We start from the raw sequence: 20,519 nt of genomic DNA, 5'->3' as shown, positions 1-20,519 counted from the left end.
CGATACCGGGCGGTCATGATCCCGTTTCGGACCGCCTACTTTGATTCTAAAGCCCTGGAAAGCGGCGCTGGCATAGCCTGGGCATTACTCTGAACGTGCACGAAAGTCTCCGATAATCAGGCCGGAATGCCGGATGGGGAATCGACGGAGACCTATTCAACCAAGCCTGGCGACGGGTGGCGCCTGCCTATAGGCAGGTCTTTTTGTTTCGACGCTTGTGTTCGAACGGTTCGAACGCTGCGGTGCGCTACCGTCGCGCTACGGCATCCGACGACCTGCTTGGGCCCGGATGCGCGTGCGCCAGTCGCGTGGACGAGAGAGCGAGCACATCGGCCGGGCACCAGGGCGGTCACAGCCGGACGGCTCAACTGTCGGGTCACGGGTGTCAGGCCTTCTGATCAGCGCTCCGGTCGCGCAAGTACAGCGCTCGCACCTCCCGCTTCATGATCTTCCCGCTGCTCGTCATGGGCAGGGACAAAGCGAAGTGCACCTGTTTGGGCGCCTTGTAAGCGGCGATCAATCCCCGGCAATGCGTGATGATCTCGCTCGCAGTCGCTTGGGCCCCCTGACGGAGCACCACCACTGCGGTGACCGCTTCGCCCCATTTGGCGTCCGGAAGGCCGACCACGGCGCAGGACTGCACCGCGGGGTGCTTGGCCAGAGCCTGCTCGACCTCCGCCGAATAGACGTTCTCGCCGCCGCTGACGATCATGTCCTTGACTCGGTCGACGATGTACAGGAAGCCTTCGGCATCCCGGTACCCGGCGTCTCCGGTTCGATACCACCCTTCGTGCAAGGCGGCTGCAGTCGCTTCGGGCTGGCGCCAGTAGCTCCGGAAGATCGAGGGACCCCGCACCCAGAACTCGCCGACGGTGCCGGTCGGCACCTCGCGGCCTTCGGGGTCAACAACCTTGAACTCGATTTGCGGCAGTGGCCTGCCACAGGAGCGAAGACGCTGTTCGTTCGCAGGGTCGTGCTCCTCGGGCCGGAGCAAGGTCTGTGCACTCAGCGTCTCGGAAGCGCCGTAGAACTGCGCGAATCCACAACCCATGCGCTTGATGGCCCGCTGCAGCACAGCGGACGCGATGGATGAACCGGCATACATGATCACCCGCAAGGACGAGAAGTCGGTCGATTCTGATTCGGGGTGATCCGCAAGCAATTGGATGGCGGTGGGCACGAGCGCACAAATGGAGGGCCGGTCGCGCGCGATCACCTTCAACACCGACACCGGCTCAAGCATCGGCAACACGCTGATCGCCGCGCCGTTATAGAGCGCTTGTATGGAAAGCCCGGTGCCCACGAGGTGGAAGACCGGCATCACGGTGAGCATCACATCGCCGTCCTGCCAGTCGAAGACATTGCCGAGATGCTCGCAGAGCCGCATTCCATCGAATGCGCGATGCGTTTCTTCAACGCCCTTGGGCTTGCCGGTCGTTCCGGAGGTGTAGATCAACACCGCCGTATCGAGCGGGTGAACCCGCGGCAAGTCCGCATCCACACCTCGCTGCAACCATTGATCGAGACCGGATCGCGCACCTGCCGGCGTGCTCAAGCGGACGATCTCGAACCGGGTGGCGCACTGTGCGGCGACGGCGTCCAGCACCTCGGAGAACTCGCTGTCGACGAACACCACAGGACACTGCGCATCGTCAGTGATGGCGACCAGCTCCGGGATGGACAGGCGCCAATTGAGCGGCGCCATAGCCAACCCGGCTTTCGTGACGCCAAACAGCAACTCGAAATACAGCGCCGAGTTCTTGCCAAGGAATCCCACATTGGCGGGGCAGCGGATGCCGGTGGAGACGAGTGCCTGGGCAATCCTGTCGCTGGAAGCGTCCAGTTCTGCCCACGTCGTGACCGCCGACCCATCGATCAGCGCGCGCGCGCCCGGCTTGCGGCGAGCCCAGTAGCGGGGGATGTCGCCCAAGGTAATGACTTCTGAATGCAGCCACATAGTTCTTGTCTCCTCCAATGCGTCGACATGATGTCGATCCGCTTCAGCAGCCTGCTGTCGCCGCCTTGCCCGCGTTTTCTCCGGCCTCGCCTATCCAGTCCGGCCAGCCGGCGCGACGGTTCTGCTCGCGCGCAAGCGCACGCTCCTCGGCGGTCGCGTATTCGAGATCCCAGCGCTTGAGCGCCGGCATGATGATGTGGCGATGCCATAGCGGCGGAATCAGCGCGACGAAGAAGCAGGTGAACAGGCTCGGCATCGGGATCTGGTCCTTGTGCGGCACGAGCTTGTTGTAGGGCATGTAGGAATCCTGGTGATGCCCGGCGTGGTTGGTGATCTCGAAGGACACGATGCGCGACAGCTCGCTCATGTGATTCCACACGTGGCGGTTGCCGATCTTGGCGCCCTAGACGCGGATCAGGCCGTAGTGCTGGAAGTAGTTGAAGGACTCGATCCACAGCCGCGCCGCGAGCATGCCGGTGATCGTGAGCGCCACGCCCGCCCAGCCGCCGACGAGATAGATCGCGGCCTGGAAGAGGACCAGCACGGCCAGCCAGGACCAGGTGCGGTTGCGCCAGTTCCAGAAGCTCAGGCCGCGCTTCTTGAGCGAGCGGTTCTCCAGCCGGATGCCGATGCTGAAGCTCACGTACAGCTCGTGCAGCGCAAACCAGTACAGGGTCTGGCCGCGCGGTGCGGTGTCGCCGTCGTCCGGCGTGCACACGTCGATGTGGTGACCCACGATATGGCCAATGTCGCGGATGCCGTCGAACATGCAGATCTGCGTGATCTGCCCGAGCATGCGCGAAGGCTTGTGCCGCCGGTGCCACAGCTCGTGCGCGGCCGGCCCACCCGGCACCACCGAGATCCACATCAGCGAGGCGATGCTGCCGACGATCTGCATCGTCGTCAGCTCGCTGGTCGCGATGTGGTGGGCAGCGAAGAAGTAGATCGCCAGCGAGCCGATCGCAGCGATCCACACCGGCGCGGTGGACCAGAAGCCGGTGGCCATCCGGCGCGGCTTCATGTTGCGGGGCAGGAAGCTGTCGATGAGGGCCAGCACGGGGAAGGTGGCGATGCCCAGCCACACCCAGTCGCCTCCGAGCAGGAAGCCCGCGATGCCGGCTGCCACGATGCCGTTGGGAATCAACCAGAATTTCAGATAGTCCGTCATGACACTCTCCTCGTTAACTGCCGAGAATCGGGAATCGGGAATGGGGAATCGTAGAGGCCGATGCGCTTAACGATTCCCGATTCTCCATTCCCGATTCCTCGCTTCAAATCGGCGGATGCTGCTGCACCTGCTCGTACTTCGCGTAACCCTTGCCCACGCCGTACTCCATGATTCCGTAGCCCACCTCGTCGCCCATGCGCACCTCGATCACGTGATCGCACAGCGTGCGTGCGAGCTTGCGGGTGGCGGGGTCTTCGAGGTGCCAGCGGTCGTGCTCGACATGCAGCTTTCCCTTGTCGTCGCCGTGGAACCAGCCGTTGAGGCCGCCATACAGGCCGCCCTTGAGGAAATAGCGCGCCGGCAGGGTGCGGATGGAGAGCAGGCGCTGCGAGCCGTCGTCGAGCTTCACGTCGAACGTGGCGCTGGCCACGGTCTGGCCGTGCGGGTCGTTCGACCACTGGATCTCATGACTCACGCCCGCCATGCGACTGCCGGCGCGCGGCTTCTCTCCGAGCGGCAGCACTTCCTCGCCCGACAGGTAGATGAACTCGCCCGGCGCACGTTCCTTGAAGAACACGTGCAGGCCCTTGTTGGCGAACTGCACCGTGGTCCAGGCGTAGAAGAACGGCGGGTAGAACGTGACCGGCGGATGCGCCTCGTCCGTGCGCATCTCGGCGCGGATGCCCCAGGAGTGATCGCGCTGGCCGAGCCAGCCCTGCGGTTCGATCGCGCGGCGCTGACCATCCACCTCGATCCAGCCGCGGTAGGCACCGAGCTGCTGGCCCCGCGCCATGTGCTCGGTGACGCGGCCGTTGCGGCGACGGAAGTGCGGCTCTTCCTCGTGTGCATTCAAGGTGCCGAGAAATTCGATATCGAAGCTCAGCCCGGATTCGTTCGGCGCAAGGCTCAGTCGATGACGCTTGAGCCCTTCGAGCACCTCGATCTTCAGCGGACCCACCGCCGTCTCCAGTGGGTTCGGACGCAGCCGGCGCGAGGCGCGGAAGTTGATCTGCCTCAAACCGATGGTGACGCCGGCAAAGGCGTCCATCACGTTGCGGTTGGGGTGGTAGCCCAGGCCGATGTCGAAGATCACATCGCCCGCCTTCGGATGCCCGGTGTACCAGAGCCGCTCCATCCAGGCGGGATCGCTGTTGCCGACGTGGTCGAACGTCGTCGGCAACTGATGGCCAATCAAATCGTCTTGAGCGGTGAGCATAGGGTTCTCAAAGCAGGTAGAAAGCGATGACGGTCCCTGCGGCCGCCAGCACCCAGATCAGACCGGCCAATTGCCAGGGTCGCGGTGCGCCGCGAAGTTCCATGAAGTGCGTCATGACCAGCGTCACCTTGACCGCGGCGATCAGCATCACCGCCACCGTGCAGACCACCGGGTCGAACATCGGTTGCGTGAACCACCAGGTCGATGCAGCGGTGCTGATCATCAGCACCAACCAGACGAGCAGTACGGATCGGACGGCAGCGTTCACGTCGATCACCGGACGATGTAGAGCAGCGGGAACAGGCAGACCCAGAGCAGGTCGACCATGTGCCAGTAGGTCGCCCCGCCCTCGTAGATCGCCAGGTTGCCGCCGGGACGTTCTGATCGGGACTTGAGCGCCAGCACGGTGATGATCCCCGTGCCCACCACGACATGGCCGAGATGCAGGCCGGTCATGATGAAGTAGTACATGAAGAAGTCGTTGGTCGTCAGCCCGATGCCGGCCTCGAACTTGGCGCGGTACTCGAAGATCTTGGACACGATGAATGCCAGTCCGCAGGCCGCGGCCAGCCCGAAGAAGGCGGGCGCCAGATGCCTGCGGCCAAACTTGAGGGCATCGACGCCCAGCACGACCAACATCGAGCTGGTCAGCAGGATCAGCGTGTTGATGCCGCCCACGTTCAGGCTCAGCGCCTGGCGCGAGGTTTCGAATAGCTCCAGCGCGTGGTGACGGTCCCACATGAAGCAGCCGAACATGGCGGCGAACATCGCCATGTCGGCGTACACGAACACCCAGACGCCTTCGCTGCCCGGCAGGTGACGGCCCGCGCGTGGCGCGGACCGTCCCTGACTGCTATCGATGTTCGACACCACGGTGCTCATCGCGCTTCAGGTGCCGTCTCAGCGAACCGCTGCCACGGCCGCGCCTTCGGGCGCTTCCTCGCCCACGCGGCGCTTGAGATCGCCGAGCAGGTAGTAGGTGGCGACAAACATCCAGATCAGCCAGGCCGGATACGGTAACCAGTAGCCGAGCAGGCCGTCGTAGGCGAAGGGGCCGTCGCGAAGAATCGCGGTGAGACTCGCCGGGAAGAAGGTGGCACCGCAGAAGATCGTCAGATAGCAGGCCCAGTTCGGCATGACCGGAATCTTGGCCTTCTTGTCATGCAGGAAGCACAGCGCCATCGCCCACATCTGGATGGTGGTGCACATGTAGGCGGTGTCGTTCATCAGCCAACCGGCGTCGGTCAGCATCTGCGTGATTTCCGGGGTGCGTTCCGGGCGCTGCGCCGCGACCACCCAGCACCACATGCTGATGGACACCACCATCACGGTGAGACAGCCACCGAGCAACTGCGTGTAGGCGAGCACCGGAAACGGACCGGTCTCGATGCGCTTCATCCGCATGGTCACGTACGCGGTCCACGGCAGATAGAAGCAGATCGTGACCAGCGAGACGAGAAAGCCAACGCGGATCGAAGCCAGGTTGCTGACGTAGCGATCCGTGAACGCCTGCGCCGGCCAGGCCGGATGCGGCGGCGGCAGATTGTTGCCCATCCACCCCCAGAAGATCACGAACGTGATCACGAAGAAGGGACCGGCGTAGAGCGCGAGCTTCTGATACAGGATCTTGGTTTGCTCATCCATTGGATTTCCTCCGGTGAAGCTGTGGAACGTGCAGATGGCTCGGCGATAGCGGGATGGATTCGTTGTGCGCGGTCATGGGTTCATTCCGATCCCGACGACATCTCGGCGAACATCGGCCGGGCCGAGGTCTGGATGTCGTGCTTGAGCTGGCGGTCCATGTAGCTGCGGAACTGCGCTTCGATTGCCTGTGATCGCGCCGCATCGAGCTGCGCGTTCCCGTGCCATTCGACGAGCGCGCAGATGCGGGCCTCGTTGTCGTCGCGCAGGGCTTCCAGCGCCTTCACGCTCAGGTGGGCCTCGGCCGCCTGCGGCAAAGCCGGCGCGTCGGTGTCCGCGATCAGTGGCGCGAGCTCCTCGCGCAGCGCGAGCTGCGCCGCAATCTGCTCGCCGACAAACTCTGGCGACCAGTTCGCGCGCAAGCCGATGCTGTTGAGCATGTAGATCACACCGAAGGCCTGCCCGCGAGCGAACTCGGTACCGATGTGCGGAATCACCTCCTTGCGCAGGGTCGCCGCCATCCCCTCGATCATCCGCTTCAGGGAGTTATTCATTCGGTCCTCCGGGCCTCATGGTCAGATCCGCGATGCGGATCAGTGCATCGCGCCTCCGCCGGTAGCATCTTGGAGATCTGGCGCAGCACCGGCGCGATCTGCGTGCCCATCGCCGGCATGCGCATGTCGTTGAAGCGTCCGTCCTCGTAGCAGCGCACCGCCGCCATGTGGGTGATCGCGAGCTTCACCAGCGAGAACACGAGGTAGAACTGCAAGCTCGCTGGATTCACCTGAAAGCCGGCTTCACGCTCGTACTGCGCGATGAAGTCTTCTTTGGTGAGCAGGCGGCAGATCAGTCCCGACCCACCCGTGTACTGCGGCAGGAACGCCCAGCCGAGATCCTCGTGCGGATCGCCTAGGTGCACGAGTTCCCAGTCGAGGATTGCGGTGATGCGGCCGTCCTGTTCCAGAAAATTGCCGAGGCGGTAGTCACCGTGCACCAGGCTCACTCTCGGCGCGACCGGCAGGTTCTGCCGCAACCAGCGGAAGGCCCAGGTCAGCATCGCGTAGGGCTTCAATGCCCAGCGTGCCTGGTTGCGTTCCCATTCTTCGACCTGGCGCAGCGCTGCGTTCTCGCAGGTAGTGCCGTCGTTCTCGAAGCCTTCCTTTCCTCGCCACTCGACCTTGTGCAGACCGGCGATGGCGGAGACGAACTGCGCGCCGAGGCTCAGGCGATAGCCTTCCTCGAAGCCCGAGCTGTTTCCACTGACCCAGGGCACCGGCGCGGATCCCGCGACCCGCTCGCTGATGAAGAACGGCGCGCCGAGAATGGCGGCGTCGTCACTCCACCAGTACGAGCGCGGTGCCGGAACATTCGTGCCTTCGAGTGCCTTGAGCGCGGCGTGCTGTGGCAAGGCGCTGTAGGGCGCGAACAATCCATAGGGTGGGCCGAGCCGCAGGATCAGCCCGCGCTCCCCTTCGACGCCTTCTTCCTTCGCGCTGAACCCGTAGGTGATCCATGAGAAGCCCACGGCATAGCGCGTGAACGCACCGAGCGTCCAGCGGCGCTGGGTCTGCGTCTGAAGATATTCCGTGAGACGCGCGCGGATGCGCGCCTCGTCGGACAGCGGATCGATGACCATGTCTTCGGCGACAGATATGCGCTCAGACCTTCGCCGCGCGGGTCGAATGCTTCTTCGGCCCCTCGACCAGCACCTTGGGCGGTGCTTCGAGGTGGAAGCCGTCGAAGGCCTCCGAGTTGCACTCCTGGCGCAGCGGTCCCCAGCAGACACGCGCATTCGGCGAGCCGCCGTCGATACGGATGCAGGCACCGGTGATATAGGCCGCGCCCGGCGACAGCAGATACACGATGGCGCTGGAGATCTCGGAGGCATTGCCCCAGCGCTGTAGCGGAATGGTCCTGGGAATCTCGGCGAAGAACTGCTGCGCCTCGGGCTCGTAGGTGTCCAGACCGCTGCTCGCGATGCAGCCCGGCGCCACCGCGTTCACGCGCACGCCGTAGCTGGCCCACTCCGAGGCGACGCTCTCGGTCAGGGTCCACATGCCGCCACGCGCGGCAGCCGAGTGCGAATAGTTGGGCCAGCCGTGCCAGATGTCCGCGATCATGTTCACGATCGCGCCGCCGTTGGCTTTCATCCAGCGCTTGTAGGTCTCGCGCATGAAGATGAAGCCGCCAACGAGGTTGTTGCGCACCACGGCCTCGAAGCCCTTGGTGCTGATGTCCTCTGCCGGCATGCGGTACTGGCCGCCCGCGTTGTTGACCAGGCCGTCGATCCTGCCGTGCTGTGCGAGCACCGCGTCGATGGTCGCGCCGACCTGCTCCTCTTCGCGGATGTCACAGACATGCGTGCTGACCTTCCCGCCGCCGCCCTCGATCTCGGCCTTCACCGCTTCCAGCTTCTCGATCTTGCGACCGACGATGGCGACGGTTGCGCCCAACGAGGCCACCTCATGCGCGGTGCAGCGGCCGATGCCGCTGCCGGCACCGGTGACGATGAACACCTGTCCTTCGAACAGATCGGAGCGGTAGATGGACTTATAGCTCACAGCGAACTCGCGGTTACGCCCGCGCGGCCCTTGTCGGCCTTGTCGAAGAACTGCTGCGAGCGTTCCATCACCGTCTGGTTACCGCCGCACAGCGCGTAGCCCCACATGGCCTCCACGCGAAGCTGGTCGTGCAGCGGACGGCCGATCACTTCGAGCAGGGTCTCTTTCGCAGACTCGGTAGCGGCGCGATCACAGCGCAGGATGCGCGCGACCAGATCCTCGGTCGCTGCCATCAGCTCATCGTGCGGCACGACCTTGTTGACCATGTTGTGCATCAGCGCGCGCTGCGCCGAGAACGGCTCACCGGTGAGGATCATCTCCATCGTGATGCCGACGCCGCAGGCATTCAGCATGCGCACGATGCCGCCGTCGGCGGAGTGCATGCCGCGGCGCACTTCGAAGGTGCCGAACTGGGCGCGCTCCGAGGCCACGCGGATGTCGCAGGCCATCGACAGCTCGATGCCATGCCCCAGGCACCAGCCGTTGATGGCGGCGACGATAGGCTTGGTGATGCGCGACAGCGGTCCGCGCGTGATGCCGGACAGGCCATCTTCCATGCGCTCGCGGCCGACCATCGGGCCGACCTTCTGCCACTCGGGCGCATGCGTCTTGAGGTCCGCGCCCGCGGTGAACGCATCGCCCGCACCGGTCAGGATCGCGACCCGCAGCTTCGGATCATCGCGAAAATCCTTCCAGGCGTCGCACAGCAGCAAGTGGGTTTCGTAATCGACCGCGTTCTTGCACTCGGGACGGTTGAGCGTGACGTAGGCGACCTCGCCCTTCTTCTCGTAAAGCACTTTCTTCGACATCGGTCGTATTCCTCCAGCGATACCGCACCGGCCAGCAGCGCCGGCCGTCAGGATTGCAGCGGACTTCAGGCGGCGAAGCGCAATTGCCGCGGACTCTTGTCCAGCGACACGATCAGCTTGCGCAACAGGCGATCCAGTTGTGCGAATTCCTCGCGGCTCAGATCGGAGAAGGCACTTTCGATCGGTTCGCGCAACTGCGGCGCGGTATCCAGAGCCTTGGCGCGCCCCTGGTCGGTGATGGTGATGATGTGGCGCCGGCCGTCACGCGGGTCGATGGCGCGCTCCACGTGGCCGTCTTCGATCAGTTCTTCCAGCAGCCGGGTCATGTTGGCGCGACTGGTGCCGACCATCTCGCTCAGCTCGCCGGGCGACGCCGACCCGTTGTCGGTCGCCAGCAGCAGGCACAGCACATGGAAGGTGTTCTCGGTCAGGCCCATCGAGCGGAAAACCGGCTCGAAATAACTGCCGAGCCCGAAAGCGGTGATTCGCAGCAGCCGGACCATGACGGTCCCGGGCATCGACAGTTGCGGTAGTGCCTTTTTCATCAGCGGCGTGCTGACCGCGACCTGGGCGAGACGTTCGGATCCTTTCATAATTGTTACGCATATCGTTTATGTATGAAATACATATGGCAGATCCCCCGATTCGTGGCAAGACCTTTCGTCGGAACCGAATCGCTGCGTCGCCGCGCACTGCAGCGCGGCAGCTGCGCCGGCCACCTCCCGTCGGCCAGCCGGCATCCCCTTTGCGCGCGCTTCGATCGGCTTGGAGCGAGGTCTCCAATAAGCATTAAGTAATACTCACAGTTATTTGATTCGTCGTATAAATCTCCGTACATTACGCTGCCGGTCGAAACTCGGATCGCGCGCTCAGTACGTCATGAATCCCGACCCTGCCCCTACCGCAATCGCGCAGTTGATCGACCAGTCGCCCGACGCCATCGTCGAGCGTCTGCGGCGGCTGGCGGACGACCTGCAGTTGGCCTACGCCCCCAACACCTTGAAGAGCTGGCGCGCAGACTGGCGCGTGTGGACCGGGTTCTGCAGCGGCCGCGGCATTGCCGTGCTGCCGGTGGAACTGCCGCAGCTGCGCGCATTCCTGCTGGAGCGGATTCAGGCCGGGCGCAAGCGCGCGACCCTGGAGCATTACCTGTCCACGCTGACCATGATCCATCGGCTGGTCGGCCTGCCCTCGCCGATGGATTCGATGGAAGCACGCCTGATGTGGCGCGGCCTGCGGCGCGAGCACCTGACCCAGCGCCAGCGTCAGGCCAAGGGCCTGACGCTGCGCGATGTGGAAACCATTCTGGCGAGCCTGAACCTCACCGAACCGCGCGATATCCGCGACGCCGCGCTGATCGGCCTTGCCTTCGAAACCATGTTCCGCCGCTCGGAGCTGGTCGCCCTGCAGATCGAGGACTTCCAGGTGGAGGCCGACGGCTCCGGCCGCATCTTTCTGCGCCGCAGCAAGACCGATCAGGAGGGCCAGGGCGCGCTGCAGTATCTGTCCCCGGCCACGGTGCAGCGCGTGGAACGCTGGATCGACACTGCCGGCCTGGCATCCGGCGAGCTGTTCCGCTCGACCCCGCGATCCAACCGGCCCGACCGCTACCGGGCGCCGCTGTCGGATCGCGATGTCGCCAGAATATTCAAGCAGCGTGCACTGGCGGCGGGGCTCGATCCCGAGCGTATCTCCGGACACAGCACCCGCGTGGGTGCGGCGCAGGATCTGCTGGCCGCCAACTTCAGCGGCGCCGAGATCATGCGCCAGGGCCGCTGGAAGTCGGAGCGCATGATCGTGCGTTACGGCGAAAGCCTGAGCGCCGGGCGCAGCGCGATGGCACAGCTCATGGCGGGCGGTCCTGCCCGAAAAAGGAGGCGATCGCCGGGCTGATGCCAACTCAGGGAACCCACCTAAGTGCGCTGACCGTCGGTCGTGAACGCCACGGCTCGGTGCTAGGATCGAACGCGGAATCCACAGGTTGATCGTGAAGGATCGGAGTCCCTGGGTTCGGCCGCCGTCAGGGCTGTCGAATACACCCGCGCCGCCTTCACCGAATCACCTTGAGCCCACCGCAACCGAATTCACTTCCGGCACGGCCGCAACGAGGCGTCCTGCCAGCCAGCGCCGGCACGGGCTGGAACCCTTTTCGTATTCAGGACCGCGAACATGCGCGAACAACCGCCCACCATCATCTACACCCTCACCGATGAAGCGCCGCTGCTTGCAACCTGTGCCTTCCTGCCGATCGTGCGCACGTTCGCCGAGCCGGCCGGCATCCAGGTGGTCACCAGCGACATATCGGTGGCCGCCCGCATCCTCGGCGAGTTCCCGGATTTCCTCGGCGAAGAACAGCGCGTACCGGACAATCTGGCCGAGCTGGGCCGGCTGACCCTGCTGCCGGATACCAACATCATCAAGCTGCCCAACATCAGTGCTTCGGTGCATCAGCTGGTGAGTGCCATCAAGGAGCTGCAGGCCAAGGGCTACCCGGTTCCGGACTTTCCGGAGGACCCGCGGACCGAAGAGGAGCAAGCCATCCGCAAGCGTTATTCGAAGTGCCTGGGCAGCGCGGTGAACCCGGTGCTGCGCGAAGGCAATTCCGACCGGCGCGCACCCAGGGCGGTGAAGGAATACGCGCGCAAGAATCCGCACAGCATGGGCGAGTGGAGCATGGCTTCGCGCACGCATGTGGCGCACATGAAGCACGGCGACTTCTACCACGGCGAGAAGTCCATGACCCTGGACCGCGCCCGCGACGTCAAGATGGAACTGCAGACGCGCGACGGCCGGACCCTGGTGCTCAAGCCCAAGGTTTCGCTGCAGGCGGGCGAGATCATCGACAGCATGTTCATGAGCAAGAAGGCGCTGCTGGCCTTCTACGAAGAGCAGATGGAAGACGCGCGCAAGACCGGCGTGATGTTCTCGCTGCACGTCAAGGCCACCATGATGAAGGTGTCGCACCCCATCGTGTTCGGCCATGCGGTGCGCATCTTCTACAAGGAGGCCTTCGACAAGCACGGCGAGCTGTTTGACCAGCTTGGCGTCAACGTCAACAACGGCCTGGTCAATCTCTACGACAAGCTCGAGACCCTGCCCTCCTCCAAGCGCGAGGAGATCATCCGCGACCTGCACGCCTGCCACGAACACCGCCCCGAGCTGGCGATGGTGGATTCGGCCAAGGGCATCTCCAATCTGCACGCGCCCAACGACGTGATCGTCGATGCCTCGATGCCGGCCATGATCCGCCTGGGCGGCAAGATGTGGGGCGCCGACGGCCGGCCCAAGGACACCAAGGCGGTCATTCCGGAGAGCACCTTCGCGCGCATCTACCAGGAGATGATCAACTTCTGCAAAACCAACGGAAACTTCGATCCGCGCACCATGGGCACGGTGCCCAACGTGGGCCTGATGGCGCAGCAGGCCGAGGAGTACGGCTCGCACGACAAGACCTTCGAAGTCAGCCATGACGGTGTGGCCAATATCGTCGATCTGGCCACCGGCGAAGTGCTGCTGACGCAGCACGTCGAGGCCGGCGACATCTGGCGCATGTGCCAGGTCAAGGATGCGCCGATACGCGACTGGGTGAAGCTGGCGGTCACGCGCGCGCGCCTGTCGGGCATGCCGGCGGTGTTCTGGCTGGATCCCTATCGCCCGCACGAAAACGAGATGATCAAGAAGGTCCGGGCCTACCTGAAGGACCATGACACCAGCGGGCTCGACATTCAGATCATGTCGCAGGTGCGTGCCATGCGTTACACGCTGGAGCGCGCCATTCGCGGCCTCGACACCATCTCCGTCACCGGCAACATCCTGCGCGACTATCTGACCGATCTGTTCCCCATCATGGAGCTGGGCACCAGCGCCAAGATGCTGTCCGTGGTGCCTCTGATGGCCGGAGGCGGCATGTACGAAACCGGCGCCGGCGGCTCGGCGCCCAAACACGTCAAGCAGCTGGTGGAGGAAAACCACCTACGCTGGGATTCGCTGGGCGAGTTCATGGCGCTGGCGGTGAGCCTGGAGGACCTGGGCATCAAGAGCGGCAATCCGCGGGCGACCATCCTGGCCAAGACCCTGGACGCCGCCACCGGCAAGCTGCTCGACACCAACAAGAATCCGTCGCCCAGGACCGGCCAGCTCGACAACCGCGGCAGCCAGTTCTATCTGGCCATGTACTGGGCGCAGGAACTGGCGGCACAGACCCAGGACCCCGCCCTGCAGGCCCGTTTCGCCAAACTGGCCACCACGCTCACCGAGCGCGAGAAGACCATCGTCGGCGAACTGTCCGACGTGCAGGGCAAGCCGGTGGACATCGGCGGCTACTACATGCCCGACCGCGCCAAGCTCGAAGCGGTCATGCAGCCGAGCCAGACCTTCAAGGACGCGCTCGCCGCGACGCGGGCGGACAACAGCTGACCAAGCGCCACCCGCGGCTGGCGTCGCTACAGTGCAAGCCGCGGCGCGCAGGCTTCACGGCATGCGCCCGCGGCAACACCTGATCACGCCGGGCCTGTACCGCTCCGACCTTCAGTTCGCCAGGGTGAAACCGCGATAACCGTTTTCCACGGCCTGGCGGGCGAACTCGAAATAGGTCAGGCCGCCGCCGGCATAGGGCATGAATCCGGTGGGTTTGCCGTCGACATTGCCGCCGGTGTACCAGGACTGGACCTTGGTATAGATGGTCTGTTTGGACACCCAGTCGACATACTGCGTCCAAGCGCTCTCCTCGCGCGCCTTGGCCTCGATGCTGGCGTAACGGTTTTTACGCACGTGTTCGATGGCGTCGAACACGAAGTCGACGTTCTGCTCGATGCTGCTGACCATGTTGTAGAGCACCGACGGACTGCCGGGGCCGGTGATGATGAACATGTTGGGAAAGCCGGATACGGTCACACCCAGATAGTTCCTGGTACCCCGCTTCCACTTCTCGCGCAGGCTCAGGCCGTTGCGACCGCGGATGTCCACCGCCAGCAGCGCGCCGGTCATGGCGTCGAAACCGGTGGCGAAGATCACCGCATCGAACGCGTACTCCTTGCCGTCGGCCGTGCGCAAGCCCTGCTCGGTGAAACCGTCGATGGCGGATTCGCGCAGGTCCACCAGGGTCACGTTGTCGCGATTGAAGGTTTCGAAGTAATTGGTATCCACACATAGCCGCTTGGCACCCAGCGGGTACTGCGGCATCAGCTTGCGCGCCACTTCGGGGTCCTTGATGCGGGCGCGGATCTTTTCCTTGACCCAATCGCTGACGATCCGGTTCGACTCCAGGTCGGTGACCAGATCGGGATAGGCCGCCAGCATCAGGTAGCCGCCGCGTTCCCAGGCGAATTCGAGCTGCCGGCGCAGCGATTCGGCGTCCGCTTCCTTGGCGCCGTGGTCCGGCCCCTCGTAGGAGATGCCGACCTCGGACTGCCGGCACAGACGCCGGATCTCGTCGTAGGTCTCCTGCGCGTGACGCATCTCCGCATCGGTCAGCGCACGGTTCCAGGCCGGGATCGCGAACTGCGGCGTGCGCTGAAACACGAACAGGTGCTCCGCCTGCTGCGCAATCAGCGGCGTGGCCTGGATCGAGCTGGAGCCGGTTCCGATGATGCCCACCCGCTTGCCGCTGAAATCCACCCCTTCGTGCGGCCAGCGGCTGGTCATGTAGCGGGCGCCCCGAAAGCGCTCCATGTCCTTGAACCTGGGCTCCAGCGGTCGCGACAGGCAGCCGGTGGCCATCACGAAGAACTGGGCGGAAATCTGCTCGCCGGACGAGGTCCGCACCTGCCAGCGCTGGGACGCTTCGTCGTAGATCGCCGCCTCCACGCTGGTTGCGAACGTGAAGTGCTTGCGCAGATCGAAGCGCTCGGCCACGTGCTGGATGTAGCGCAGGATGTCCGGCTGCTCGGCGTAACGCTGCGGCCATTTCCATTCACGCTGCAGGTCGGCGTCGAAGGAGTACGAATAGGTGAGGCTCTCGATGTCGCAACGCGCGCCGGGATAGCGGTTCCAGTACCAGGTGCCGCCGACATCGGGCGCTTTTTCGATCGCGCGCACGCGATAGCCGGCGCGGGTGAGGCGCAGGACCTGGTACACGCCGGCGAAACCGGCACCGACCACCACCGCATCGCAATGCTGGACGTCGGCCGAGGGTGAAGTGGAGTCTGCAGTCATGTCACGTTCCAGGGAGAGTTAGGGCACAGCGGGATTCTGCCGGACCGGCATTGCCGGGTGGCCTGCATGGGAAGCTCCCATACGGGCGATTCCGAATTGCGCCATCTTTCGATACAGGGTGGCGCGCGACAGGCCCAGCATCAGTGCGGCATGGCTGCGGTTGCCGCCGCAGCGTGCCAGGGCCTGAACCAGCGCCCGCTTCTGCACCTGCTGAGCCCGCGCGCGCGGCGCGTAGCGGCCGTCTTCGTCGTTGGAGCAGGCGGGCAGCCGATGGCCGCTCCAGGCCGGGCGTCCATCTTCACGCAAGGCCTGCGCAAGCTCGCGCAGGTTGCCCGGCCAGGTCCGCGACCACAGCCAGCGCAGCGCCTCGGCACCGGGTCGCGGTGGCCGCGGGCGCCGTTGGCGCGTCCACGCGGCAACGATCTGCGGAATGTCCTCCAGGCGGTCGCGCAGTGGGGGAATCCACAACCGCCAGGGCGTATGCGCGGCGAGCGCGTGCAAGTGCAGCGGTAGATTGGGGGTGGCGGTCAGCACCACCCGCAGACCCTGCGCGCACGCCAGCCGCAGCAGGCCTTGGCATTCGGCCAGATTCACCTCAGCCAGGGCGTGCGCGTGCTGCAGCACCACCGCCCTGCCGGTCTGCAGCGCCGTCTGCGTGGCCTCAATCCAGTCCGCCCGTATGGCCACATCGATCGTTGCCACCACGGCTGCCTCGGCCGCCAGCAGACCTTCGGCAAGCGTGCGTTTGCCGACACCGGGTTCGCCCGACACCAGGACATGACCGCCCGCCTGCATGATGCGCGCAGCATTGCCGCGGGTATCGGCGATCAGCTCGCTCTGTCCCGGCAGCAGTTCCCGCAGGCGAGCGTCGTTGCGTCCGCGCTGGCAGACATCGGCGACCGCCGCGGGCTGCGCGATCGGCGGCCGGATCAGGTAGCCGGGATCGGTCCGCTCGAACGCTTCGATGACGCCGAACTCGCTGCTGCCGCTTTCGAACGCCGTCGCGACCCGGGCCAGATCGATGGCCGCCAGCAGCGGCTGTGCCGCCCAGTTGCCGATCAAGTAAGACGGCGACACCGCGATCAGCGGCCCGTCGCAGACACGGCTGCGAGCAGCGAAGGCGCGCAGCAGGCCCTCGCCCGGGATCGGGTCGCCGGCCTGCGCCGCAACAGCGTTGCCCATGTGTCCTCCTCGCGTCGTGCAGGGTGCGGGTCGTTTCGACGAGGTGGCGTCATGCGCAACCTCGTGCCCCTGCTATCGGTTCTGCCTTACTGCCCGTAAACAGCGGGCGTGGCGACCAGGAATTGGAGCACCTCTGGCGCACGCGCGGCAGTTAGGGCGACAACCCCGTTTCGCCGTTCGCCAATCGCCGACCGGACCCGTTGGCGATCAAGGAGGGGCCGGCGGAGCCGGCCATCCTCTCAGAGCCGCAGCGCGCTTTCGAAAGCGGCCTGGGACGCCGCGGCGGATTCGATCATCGGGTAATGACCGGCGTCGTCCAGGGCGACCAGCCGGCCCTTGCGGAGCGCTTTCAAGGTGGGCTGCAGGTAGGCCGCGGTCACGAACGGATCGGTCTGTCCGTAGAACAGCGTGACCGCACCTGCGTAGTCGGCCAGCGCCGGTATGAAGTCAGGCGAAGTCCAGTTCTTCAGGTACGCGGTCCAGGTGGGCCGATCCATGCTGGCGCGGTTGCGATCCACCAGGCGCGTCAGATCGTCGGCCTGCATGCCGGGCGACAGATGACCCCTGATCGCGGCCGCGGGATCGGCCCAGGCGGCATCGAAAGCGGCAAACGTGTCGGCGTCCAGCGGAGTGCCGCCGGGCGATACTGGTGTCACGGCGGCGACCGCCGTCACGCTCTGCGGCCGCAGGGTGGCCACGCGCAGGGCGGTGGCGCCGCCCATGGAATGTCCCAGCACGGCGAACGAGCTCCAGCCCAGTTCGTCCACCGCCGCCAGCGCCGCCTGCGCCATGCCGTCCACATCGGCGGCCGGAGCCATCGCACGGTTGACGCCGTAGGCGGGAAAGTCCAGATAAGCCCAGGTGAAGTCGCGCGTATTGCTGAGCGCGCGTGTGGTCAGCCATACCCCGCTGTCCAGCGCCCAGCCATGCAGGACCAGTACCTTGCGCGGACCTGCGCCTTCGACAGCGGCGAATTTCGCGATAACGGACATGAGCAACCCCGGTTCGGAAGCGACAGTGAGCAGCTCCGATTCTAGTCAACGCGCCGCCCGCTGCAGTGTCTCAATTCGAGACAGTGCAGGCGCGCGCGGATGTGGTGCAATGCCACGTCCGGCTGCACGCCGTCCACCGCTTGCGAGATCGTCACCATGGCTCTTGATCCGACCGCCCGCTTCATCCTCGCCGCCCTGCAGAAGCAAGGGGTGAAGTCGTTCGAGCAGCTCAGCGTGGCCGAAGCGCGTGCCGTCGTCGACACCTTTCCGCAACTGCAGAACACGCCGCAGGACGTGCGCAGCGTGGAGGACCTCGACCTCAACAGCGTGCCGTTACGGGTGTACACCCCGGACAATGCCAACGGCTCAGCCATTCTCTATACGCACGGCGGCGGCTGGGTCGGCGGGCATCTCGGGGTCTGCGACGAGCCGGCGCGGGCCATGGCCAACGAGACCGGCGCGGTCGTGGTGGCGACTTCCTATCGGCTGGCACCGGAGGCGCGCTTTCCCGCGCAGACCGACGACGTCTACGCCGCGCTCGAGTGGCTGCGCGCCAACGCCGAACGCCTGGGTGTGGACCCACAGCGCATCGCCGTCGTCGGCGACAGCGCCGGCGGCAACCTCGCCGCGGTCACCGCCATCCGCGCACGCGACGCCGGCCTGCCGCTGGCCGCACAGGTGCTGATCTACCCGGTCATCGATCATCGCTGCAGCGGCGAATCCAAGACCCTGCACGCCGAGGGTTACCTGATCACCCGCGCCGCCGTGGACTGGTTCTGGCAGCACTATCTGACGCAGCCGGCGGACATCGAAAGCCCGCTGGCTTCGCCGCTCAACGCCTCTCTGTCCGGTCTGGCGCCGGCGCTGATCCTCACCGCGGAATACGATCCCTCACGCGACGAGGCCATCGAGTATCTCAATGCGCTGCAGCGGGCCGGCAACGATGCCGTCCACATCTCGCTGGACGGCCTGATCCATGGCGTGTTCTGGATGTCCGGCGCCATTCCGCGCAGTTGCGAAGTGCTGGAAGCGATCGGCAATTTCCTGCAGCCGAGGTTGGCGCGCAAAAGCTGAGCGCTTGCGCGCCGGCGGCTCAGGCGCTGACCGCGGATAGCCTGAGCAGCTCGCGTGCTTCGGCCGGGGTGGCGATTTCGCGGCCACATTCGCGCGCATAGCGCGCCATCTGTTCGATGAGCTGGCCGTTGGAGGTCGCCTTGGCGCCGTCGGGCAGGTAAAAGGTGTCCTCCAGCCCGGTGCGCAGGTGGCCGCCCAGTTCTGCGGTGCGTCGATGCAGCGGCCAGATTTCCGCGCGGCCGATGGCGGTGACCGACCAGCTCGATTCCGCCTTCATCAGCTTGATCAGCAGCGGCAGCAGGTCGGGCTCGGTGGGCATGCCCGAGGCCACCCCCATGACGAAGTTATATTCCAGCGGGCCTTCGTACATCCGCGCCTCGCGGTACATGCCCACGCAACGCACGATGCCGACATCGAAGCATTCGAACTCCGGCAGCGATCCGGCCGTCTTCATCACTTTCAGGAACGCCTCGACCTTGTGCACCGGATTGTCGAACAGCATCGGCGGCCAGGCCCAGCGACCGTCGGCGCGCGTCTTCAGATAGTTGAGCGAACCGGCATTGCAGGCCGCGATCTCCGGCCGCGTCCGTCGTACGCAGTCCAGCGCCGCTTCGATGTCCGGCCCGACCACGCCGGTGGTGTGATTGATGATCACGCCCGGGCAGGCCTCGCGGATCGCCTGCTGCACCTCGGCCGACAGCTGGGCATCCCAGGACGGCACGTGGCCCTGGTTGGGCTCCTGGCGACGCAGGTGCATATGCATCACCGTGGCGCCCTGGTCGTAGGCGCGCCTGGCCTCCGCGGCCATCTCCTGCGGCGTGACCGGCACGTGATGCTGCTTGGGGTCGGTGAGCACGCCGTTGAGCGCGCAGGTGATGACGACTTTGCTGGAGGACATGGTTGGGCTTCCGATAGCTCAGTTTGTTGAAGGAGGTCGCATCGGATTGGTCGGCGCGCGATCCTGCAGGATATCCCGCATGCGCCATTCGATCCCCGCCCGGGATCCCGGATGCGTGAGGATGTAGAAACGGTCCTGCAGCACGCCTTCGATGGCGATGCCCGCGACATCGTCCGCACTCAGACGCGCATGCTCCATCAGTTTGCGCGTAGCGGCCAGGTGTTCTGCAGCGGCGGGACTGGTCGCCCCGGCCAGGTCTTCGGCAGGCGCGTCGGCGATCGCAGTTCGGACGAAGGCCGGGCACAGAACCGACACGCCGATGGCCGCCCGCTCCGCTTGCAGGTCGTGATGCAGACATTCGCTCAGCGCCACCACCGCATGCTTGGTCGCTGCATACACGCTGTAATGCGGCGGCGAGGTCAGACCGCCGACAGACGCGGTATTGACGATGTGGGCCGGTTCGCCGGCGGCCAGCATGCGCGGAATGAAGCTGCGCAGGCCGTGCACCACACCCATGACGTTGACGTCGAACTGCCGGCGCCATTCCGCGACCGGGGCCTGCCACAGCGGCCCGCCGGTGAACACGCCGGCATTGTTGAACAGCAAGTGCGCGCCGCCGTAGCGTGCGTACACCGCCTGCGCCGCGGTCTCCACCGCCTGCTCGTCGGTCACGTCGCAAGCCAGCAGCAGGGGTGGCGCGCAAGCCGGATCCAGCAACTGTGCGGTCTGCTGCAGCCCCGCCGGCTTCAGGTCCAGCAATGCCAGATGCATACCCTGCCGCGCGCAGGCCAGCGACAGCGCACGGCCGATGCCGCTGCCGGCGCCGGTAATCACCGCCACCTTTCCGCCCAGTGTTTTCATCTCAGAG

20 protein-coding genes are annotated in these 20,519 nt (G+C 65.3%); 3 read left to right on the top strand and 17 right to left on the bottom strand.

Going from position 1 to position 20,519, the window contains the following annotated elements:
* Positions 1-385 precede the first annotated feature (385 nt).
* From ACOOHP_RS08550 to ACOOHP_RS08495, 12 genes are all read right to left on the bottom strand, one after another.
* Positions 386-1,957 carry a long-chain-fatty-acid--CoA ligase gene (locus ACOOHP_RS08550; RefSeq protein ID WP_420466028.1) on the bottom strand — a complete coding sequence of 524 codons (1,572 nt, stop codon included), beginning with the start codon at positions 1,955-1,957 and terminating at the stop codon, positions 386-388.
* Between the two features lie 43 nt (positions 1,958-2,000).
* The gene (locus ACOOHP_RS08545) at positions 2,001-2,324 is read right to left on the bottom strand and encodes a hypothetical protein (protein WP_420466027.1); all 324 of its coding nucleotides are present in this window, start codon (positions 2,322-2,324) and stop codon (positions 2,001-2,003) included.
* A gap of 36 nt (positions 2,325-2,360) precedes the next feature.
* Positions 2,361-3,125: a fatty acid desaturase gene (locus ACOOHP_RS08540; protein WP_420466026.1), complete on the bottom strand. Its 765-nt coding sequence runs from the start codon at positions 3,123-3,125 to the stop codon at positions 2,361-2,363.
* Positions 3,126-3,228: 103 nt separating this feature from the next.
* Positions 3,229-4,341: a hypothetical protein gene (locus ACOOHP_RS08535; protein ID WP_420466025.1), complete on the bottom strand. Its 1,113-nt coding sequence runs from the start codon at positions 4,339-4,341 to the stop codon at positions 3,229-3,231.
* Between the two features lie 7 nt (positions 4,342-4,348).
* Entirely contained in the window at positions 4,349-4,609 is a 261-nt protein-coding gene (locus ACOOHP_RS08530; protein WP_420466024.1) for a cytochrome C oxidase subunit IV family protein, read from the bottom strand.
* A 5-nt stretch (positions 4,610-4,614) separates the two neighbouring features.
* Positions 4,615-5,223, bottom strand: coding sequence for a cytochrome c oxidase subunit 3 family protein (locus ACOOHP_RS08525; RefSeq protein WP_420466023.1), 609 nt, complete (start codon positions 5,221-5,223; stop codon positions 4,615-4,617).
* An 18-nt stretch (positions 5,224-5,241) separates the two neighbouring features.
* Positions 5,242-5,985, bottom strand: a complete 744-nt coding sequence (locus tag ACOOHP_RS08520) for a hypothetical protein (protein WP_420466022.1) — start codon at positions 5,983-5,985, stop codon at positions 5,242-5,244.
* A gap of 80 nt (positions 5,986-6,065) precedes the next feature.
* Positions 6,066-6,536 (bottom strand): hypothetical protein, encoded by a 471-nt coding sequence (locus tag ACOOHP_RS08515; RefSeq protein ID WP_420466021.1) that lies wholly within the window; start codon positions 6,534-6,536, stop codon positions 6,066-6,068.
* Complete coding sequence (locus ACOOHP_RS08510) at positions 6,533-7,618, bottom strand: phosphotransferase family protein (protein WP_420466020.1); 1,086 nt, start codon at positions 7,616-7,618, stop codon at positions 6,533-6,535. Before ACOOHP_RS08510 ends, ACOOHP_RS08515 begins: the two co-directional genes overlap by 4 nt.
* 22 nt (positions 7,619-7,640) lie before the next feature.
* Entirely contained in the window at positions 7,641-8,543 is a 903-nt protein-coding gene (locus tag ACOOHP_RS08505) for an SDR family oxidoreductase (protein ID WP_420466019.1), read from the bottom strand.
* Positions 8,540-9,352 (bottom strand): enoyl-CoA hydratase/isomerase family protein, encoded by an 813-nt coding sequence (locus ACOOHP_RS08500; protein ID WP_420466018.1) that lies wholly within the window; start codon positions 9,350-9,352, stop codon positions 8,540-8,542. Before ACOOHP_RS08500 ends, ACOOHP_RS08505 begins: the two co-directional genes overlap by 4 nt.
* Positions 9,353-9,417: 65 nt before the next feature.
* Positions 9,418-9,945, bottom strand: a complete 528-nt coding sequence (locus ACOOHP_RS08495) for a MarR family winged helix-turn-helix transcriptional regulator (RefSeq protein WP_420466017.1) — start codon at positions 9,943-9,945, stop codon at positions 9,418-9,420.
* Between the two features lie 286 nt (positions 9,946-10,231).
* Between ACOOHP_RS08495 and ACOOHP_RS08490 the strand changes: the two genes are divergently transcribed.
* Positions 10,232-11,245 (top strand): tyrosine-type recombinase/integrase, encoded by a 1,014-nt coding sequence (locus ACOOHP_RS08490; protein WP_420466016.1) that lies wholly within the window; start codon positions 10,232-10,234, stop codon positions 11,243-11,245.
* 276 nt (positions 11,246-11,521) lie between these two features.
* Complete coding sequence (locus tag ACOOHP_RS08485) at positions 11,522-13,768, top strand: NADP-dependent isocitrate dehydrogenase (protein WP_420466015.1); 2,247 nt, start codon at positions 11,522-11,524, stop codon at positions 13,766-13,768.
* 111 nt (positions 13,769-13,879) lie between these two features.
* Here the strand turns inward: ACOOHP_RS08485 and ACOOHP_RS08480 are convergent, their stop codons facing one another.
* The 3 genes from ACOOHP_RS08480 to ACOOHP_RS08470 form a co-directional block, all read right to left on the bottom strand.
* Positions 13,880-15,505, bottom strand: coding sequence for a flavin-containing monooxygenase (locus ACOOHP_RS08480; protein ID WP_420466014.1), 1,626 nt, complete (start codon positions 15,503-15,505; stop codon positions 13,880-13,882).
* A gap of 18 nt (positions 15,506-15,523) precedes the next feature.
* The gene (locus ACOOHP_RS08475; RefSeq protein WP_420466013.1) at positions 15,524-16,687 is read right to left on the bottom strand and encodes a helix-turn-helix domain-containing protein; all 1,164 of its coding nucleotides are present in this window, start codon (positions 16,685-16,687) and stop codon (positions 15,524-15,526) included.
* 239 nt (positions 16,688-16,926) lie between these two features.
* Positions 16,927-17,679 (bottom strand): alpha/beta fold hydrolase, encoded by a 753-nt coding sequence (locus tag ACOOHP_RS08470; RefSeq protein WP_420466012.1) that lies wholly within the window; start codon positions 17,677-17,679, stop codon positions 16,927-16,929.
* Positions 17,680-17,835: 156 nt separating this feature from the next.
* On the opposite strand from ACOOHP_RS08470, the gene ACOOHP_RS08465 reads away from it, so the two are divergent.
* Entirely contained in the window at positions 17,836-18,753 is a 918-nt protein-coding gene (locus ACOOHP_RS08465) for an alpha/beta hydrolase (RefSeq protein WP_420466011.1), read from the top strand.
* 19 nt (positions 18,754-18,772) lie between these two features.
* Here the strand turns inward: ACOOHP_RS08465 and ACOOHP_RS08460 are convergent, their stop codons facing one another.
* Together ACOOHP_RS08460 and ACOOHP_RS08455 are read right to left on the bottom strand one after the other, a co-directional pair.
* The gene (locus tag ACOOHP_RS08460) at positions 18,773-19,651 is read right to left on the bottom strand and encodes a 3-keto-5-aminohexanoate cleavage protein (protein WP_420466010.1); all 879 of its coding nucleotides are present in this window, start codon (positions 19,649-19,651) and stop codon (positions 18,773-18,775) included.
* Positions 19,652-19,669: 18 nt separating this feature from the next.
* A complete protein-coding gene (locus tag ACOOHP_RS08455) occupies positions 19,670-20,512 on the bottom strand; it encodes an SDR family NAD(P)-dependent oxidoreductase (RefSeq protein WP_420466009.1) in 843 nt (280 codons plus the stop codon).
* Between the last annotated feature and the right edge of the window lie 7 nt (positions 20,513-20,519).

This window comes from Panacagrimonas sp. (genome assembly GCF_965216805.1).
GTDB lineage: Bacteria > Pseudomonadota > Gammaproteobacteria > Nevskiales > Nevskiaceae > Panacagrimonas.
This window is presented reverse-complemented; position numbering and strand designations above follow the sequence as displayed.

Bases quoted from the DNA above. Each gene is read 5' to 3' on its own strand.
- ACOOHP_RS08550 (WP_420466028.1), bottom strand. From the start codon at position 1,957: ATGTGGCTGCATTCAGAAGTCATTACCTTGGGCGACATCCCCCGCTAC.
- ACOOHP_RS08545 (WP_420466027.1), bottom strand. From the start codon at position 2,324: ATGAGCGAGCTGTCGCGCATCGTGTCCTTCGAGATCACCAACCACGCC.
- ACOOHP_RS08540 (WP_420466026.1), bottom strand. From the start codon at position 3,125: ATGACGGACTATCTGAAATTCTGGTTGATTCCCAACGGCATCGTGGCA.
- ACOOHP_RS08535 (WP_420466025.1), bottom strand. From the start codon at position 4,341: ATGCTCACCGCTCAAGACGATTTGATTGGCCATCAGTTGCCGACGACG.
- ACOOHP_RS08525 (WP_420466023.1), bottom strand. From the start codon at position 5,223: ATGAGCACCGTGGTGTCGAACATCGATAGCAGTCAGGGACGGTCCGCG.
- ACOOHP_RS08520 (WP_420466022.1), bottom strand. From the start codon at position 5,985: ATGGATGAGCAAACCAAGATCCTGTATCAGAAGCTCGCGCTCTACGCC.
- ACOOHP_RS08515 (WP_420466021.1), bottom strand. From the start codon at position 6,536: ATGAATAACTCCCTGAAGCGGATGATCGAGGGGATGGCGGCGACCCTG.
- ACOOHP_RS08510 (WP_420466020.1), bottom strand. From the start codon at position 7,618: ATGGTCATCGATCCGCTGTCCGACGAGGCGCGCATCCGCGCGCGTCTC.
- ACOOHP_RS08500 (WP_420466018.1), bottom strand. From the start codon at position 9,352: ATGTCGAAGAAAGTGCTTTACGAGAAGAAGGGCGAGGTCGCCTACGTC.
- ACOOHP_RS08495 (WP_420466017.1), bottom strand. From the start codon at position 9,945: ATGAAAGGATCCGAACGTCTCGCCCAGGTCGCGGTCAGCACGCCGCTG.
- ACOOHP_RS08490 (WP_420466016.1), top strand. From the start codon at position 10,232: ATGAATCCCGACCCTGCCCCTACCGCAATCGCGCAGTTGATCGACCAG.
- ACOOHP_RS08485 (WP_420466015.1), top strand. From the start codon at position 11,522: ATGCGCGAACAACCGCCCACCATCATCTACACCCTCACCGATGAAGCG.
- ACOOHP_RS08480 (WP_420466014.1), bottom strand. From the start codon at position 15,505: ATGACTGCAGACTCCACTTCACCCTCGGCCGACGTCCAGCATTGCGAT.
- ACOOHP_RS08475 (WP_420466013.1), bottom strand. From the start codon at position 16,687: ATGGGCAACGCTGTTGCGGCGCAGGCCGGCGACCCGATCCCGGGCGAG.
- ACOOHP_RS08470 (WP_420466012.1), bottom strand. From the start codon at position 17,679: ATGTCCGTTATCGCGAAATTCGCCGCTGTCGAAGGCGCAGGTCCGCGC.
- ACOOHP_RS08465 (WP_420466011.1), top strand. From the start codon at position 17,836: ATGGCTCTTGATCCGACCGCCCGCTTCATCCTCGCCGCCCTGCAGAAG.
- ACOOHP_RS08460 (WP_420466010.1), bottom strand. From the start codon at position 19,651: ATGTCCTCCAGCAAAGTCGTCATCACCTGCGCGCTCAACGGCGTGCTC.
- ACOOHP_RS08455 (WP_420466009.1), bottom strand. From the start codon at position 20,512: ATGAAAACACTGGGCGGAAAGGTGGCGGTGATTACCGGCGCCGGCAGC.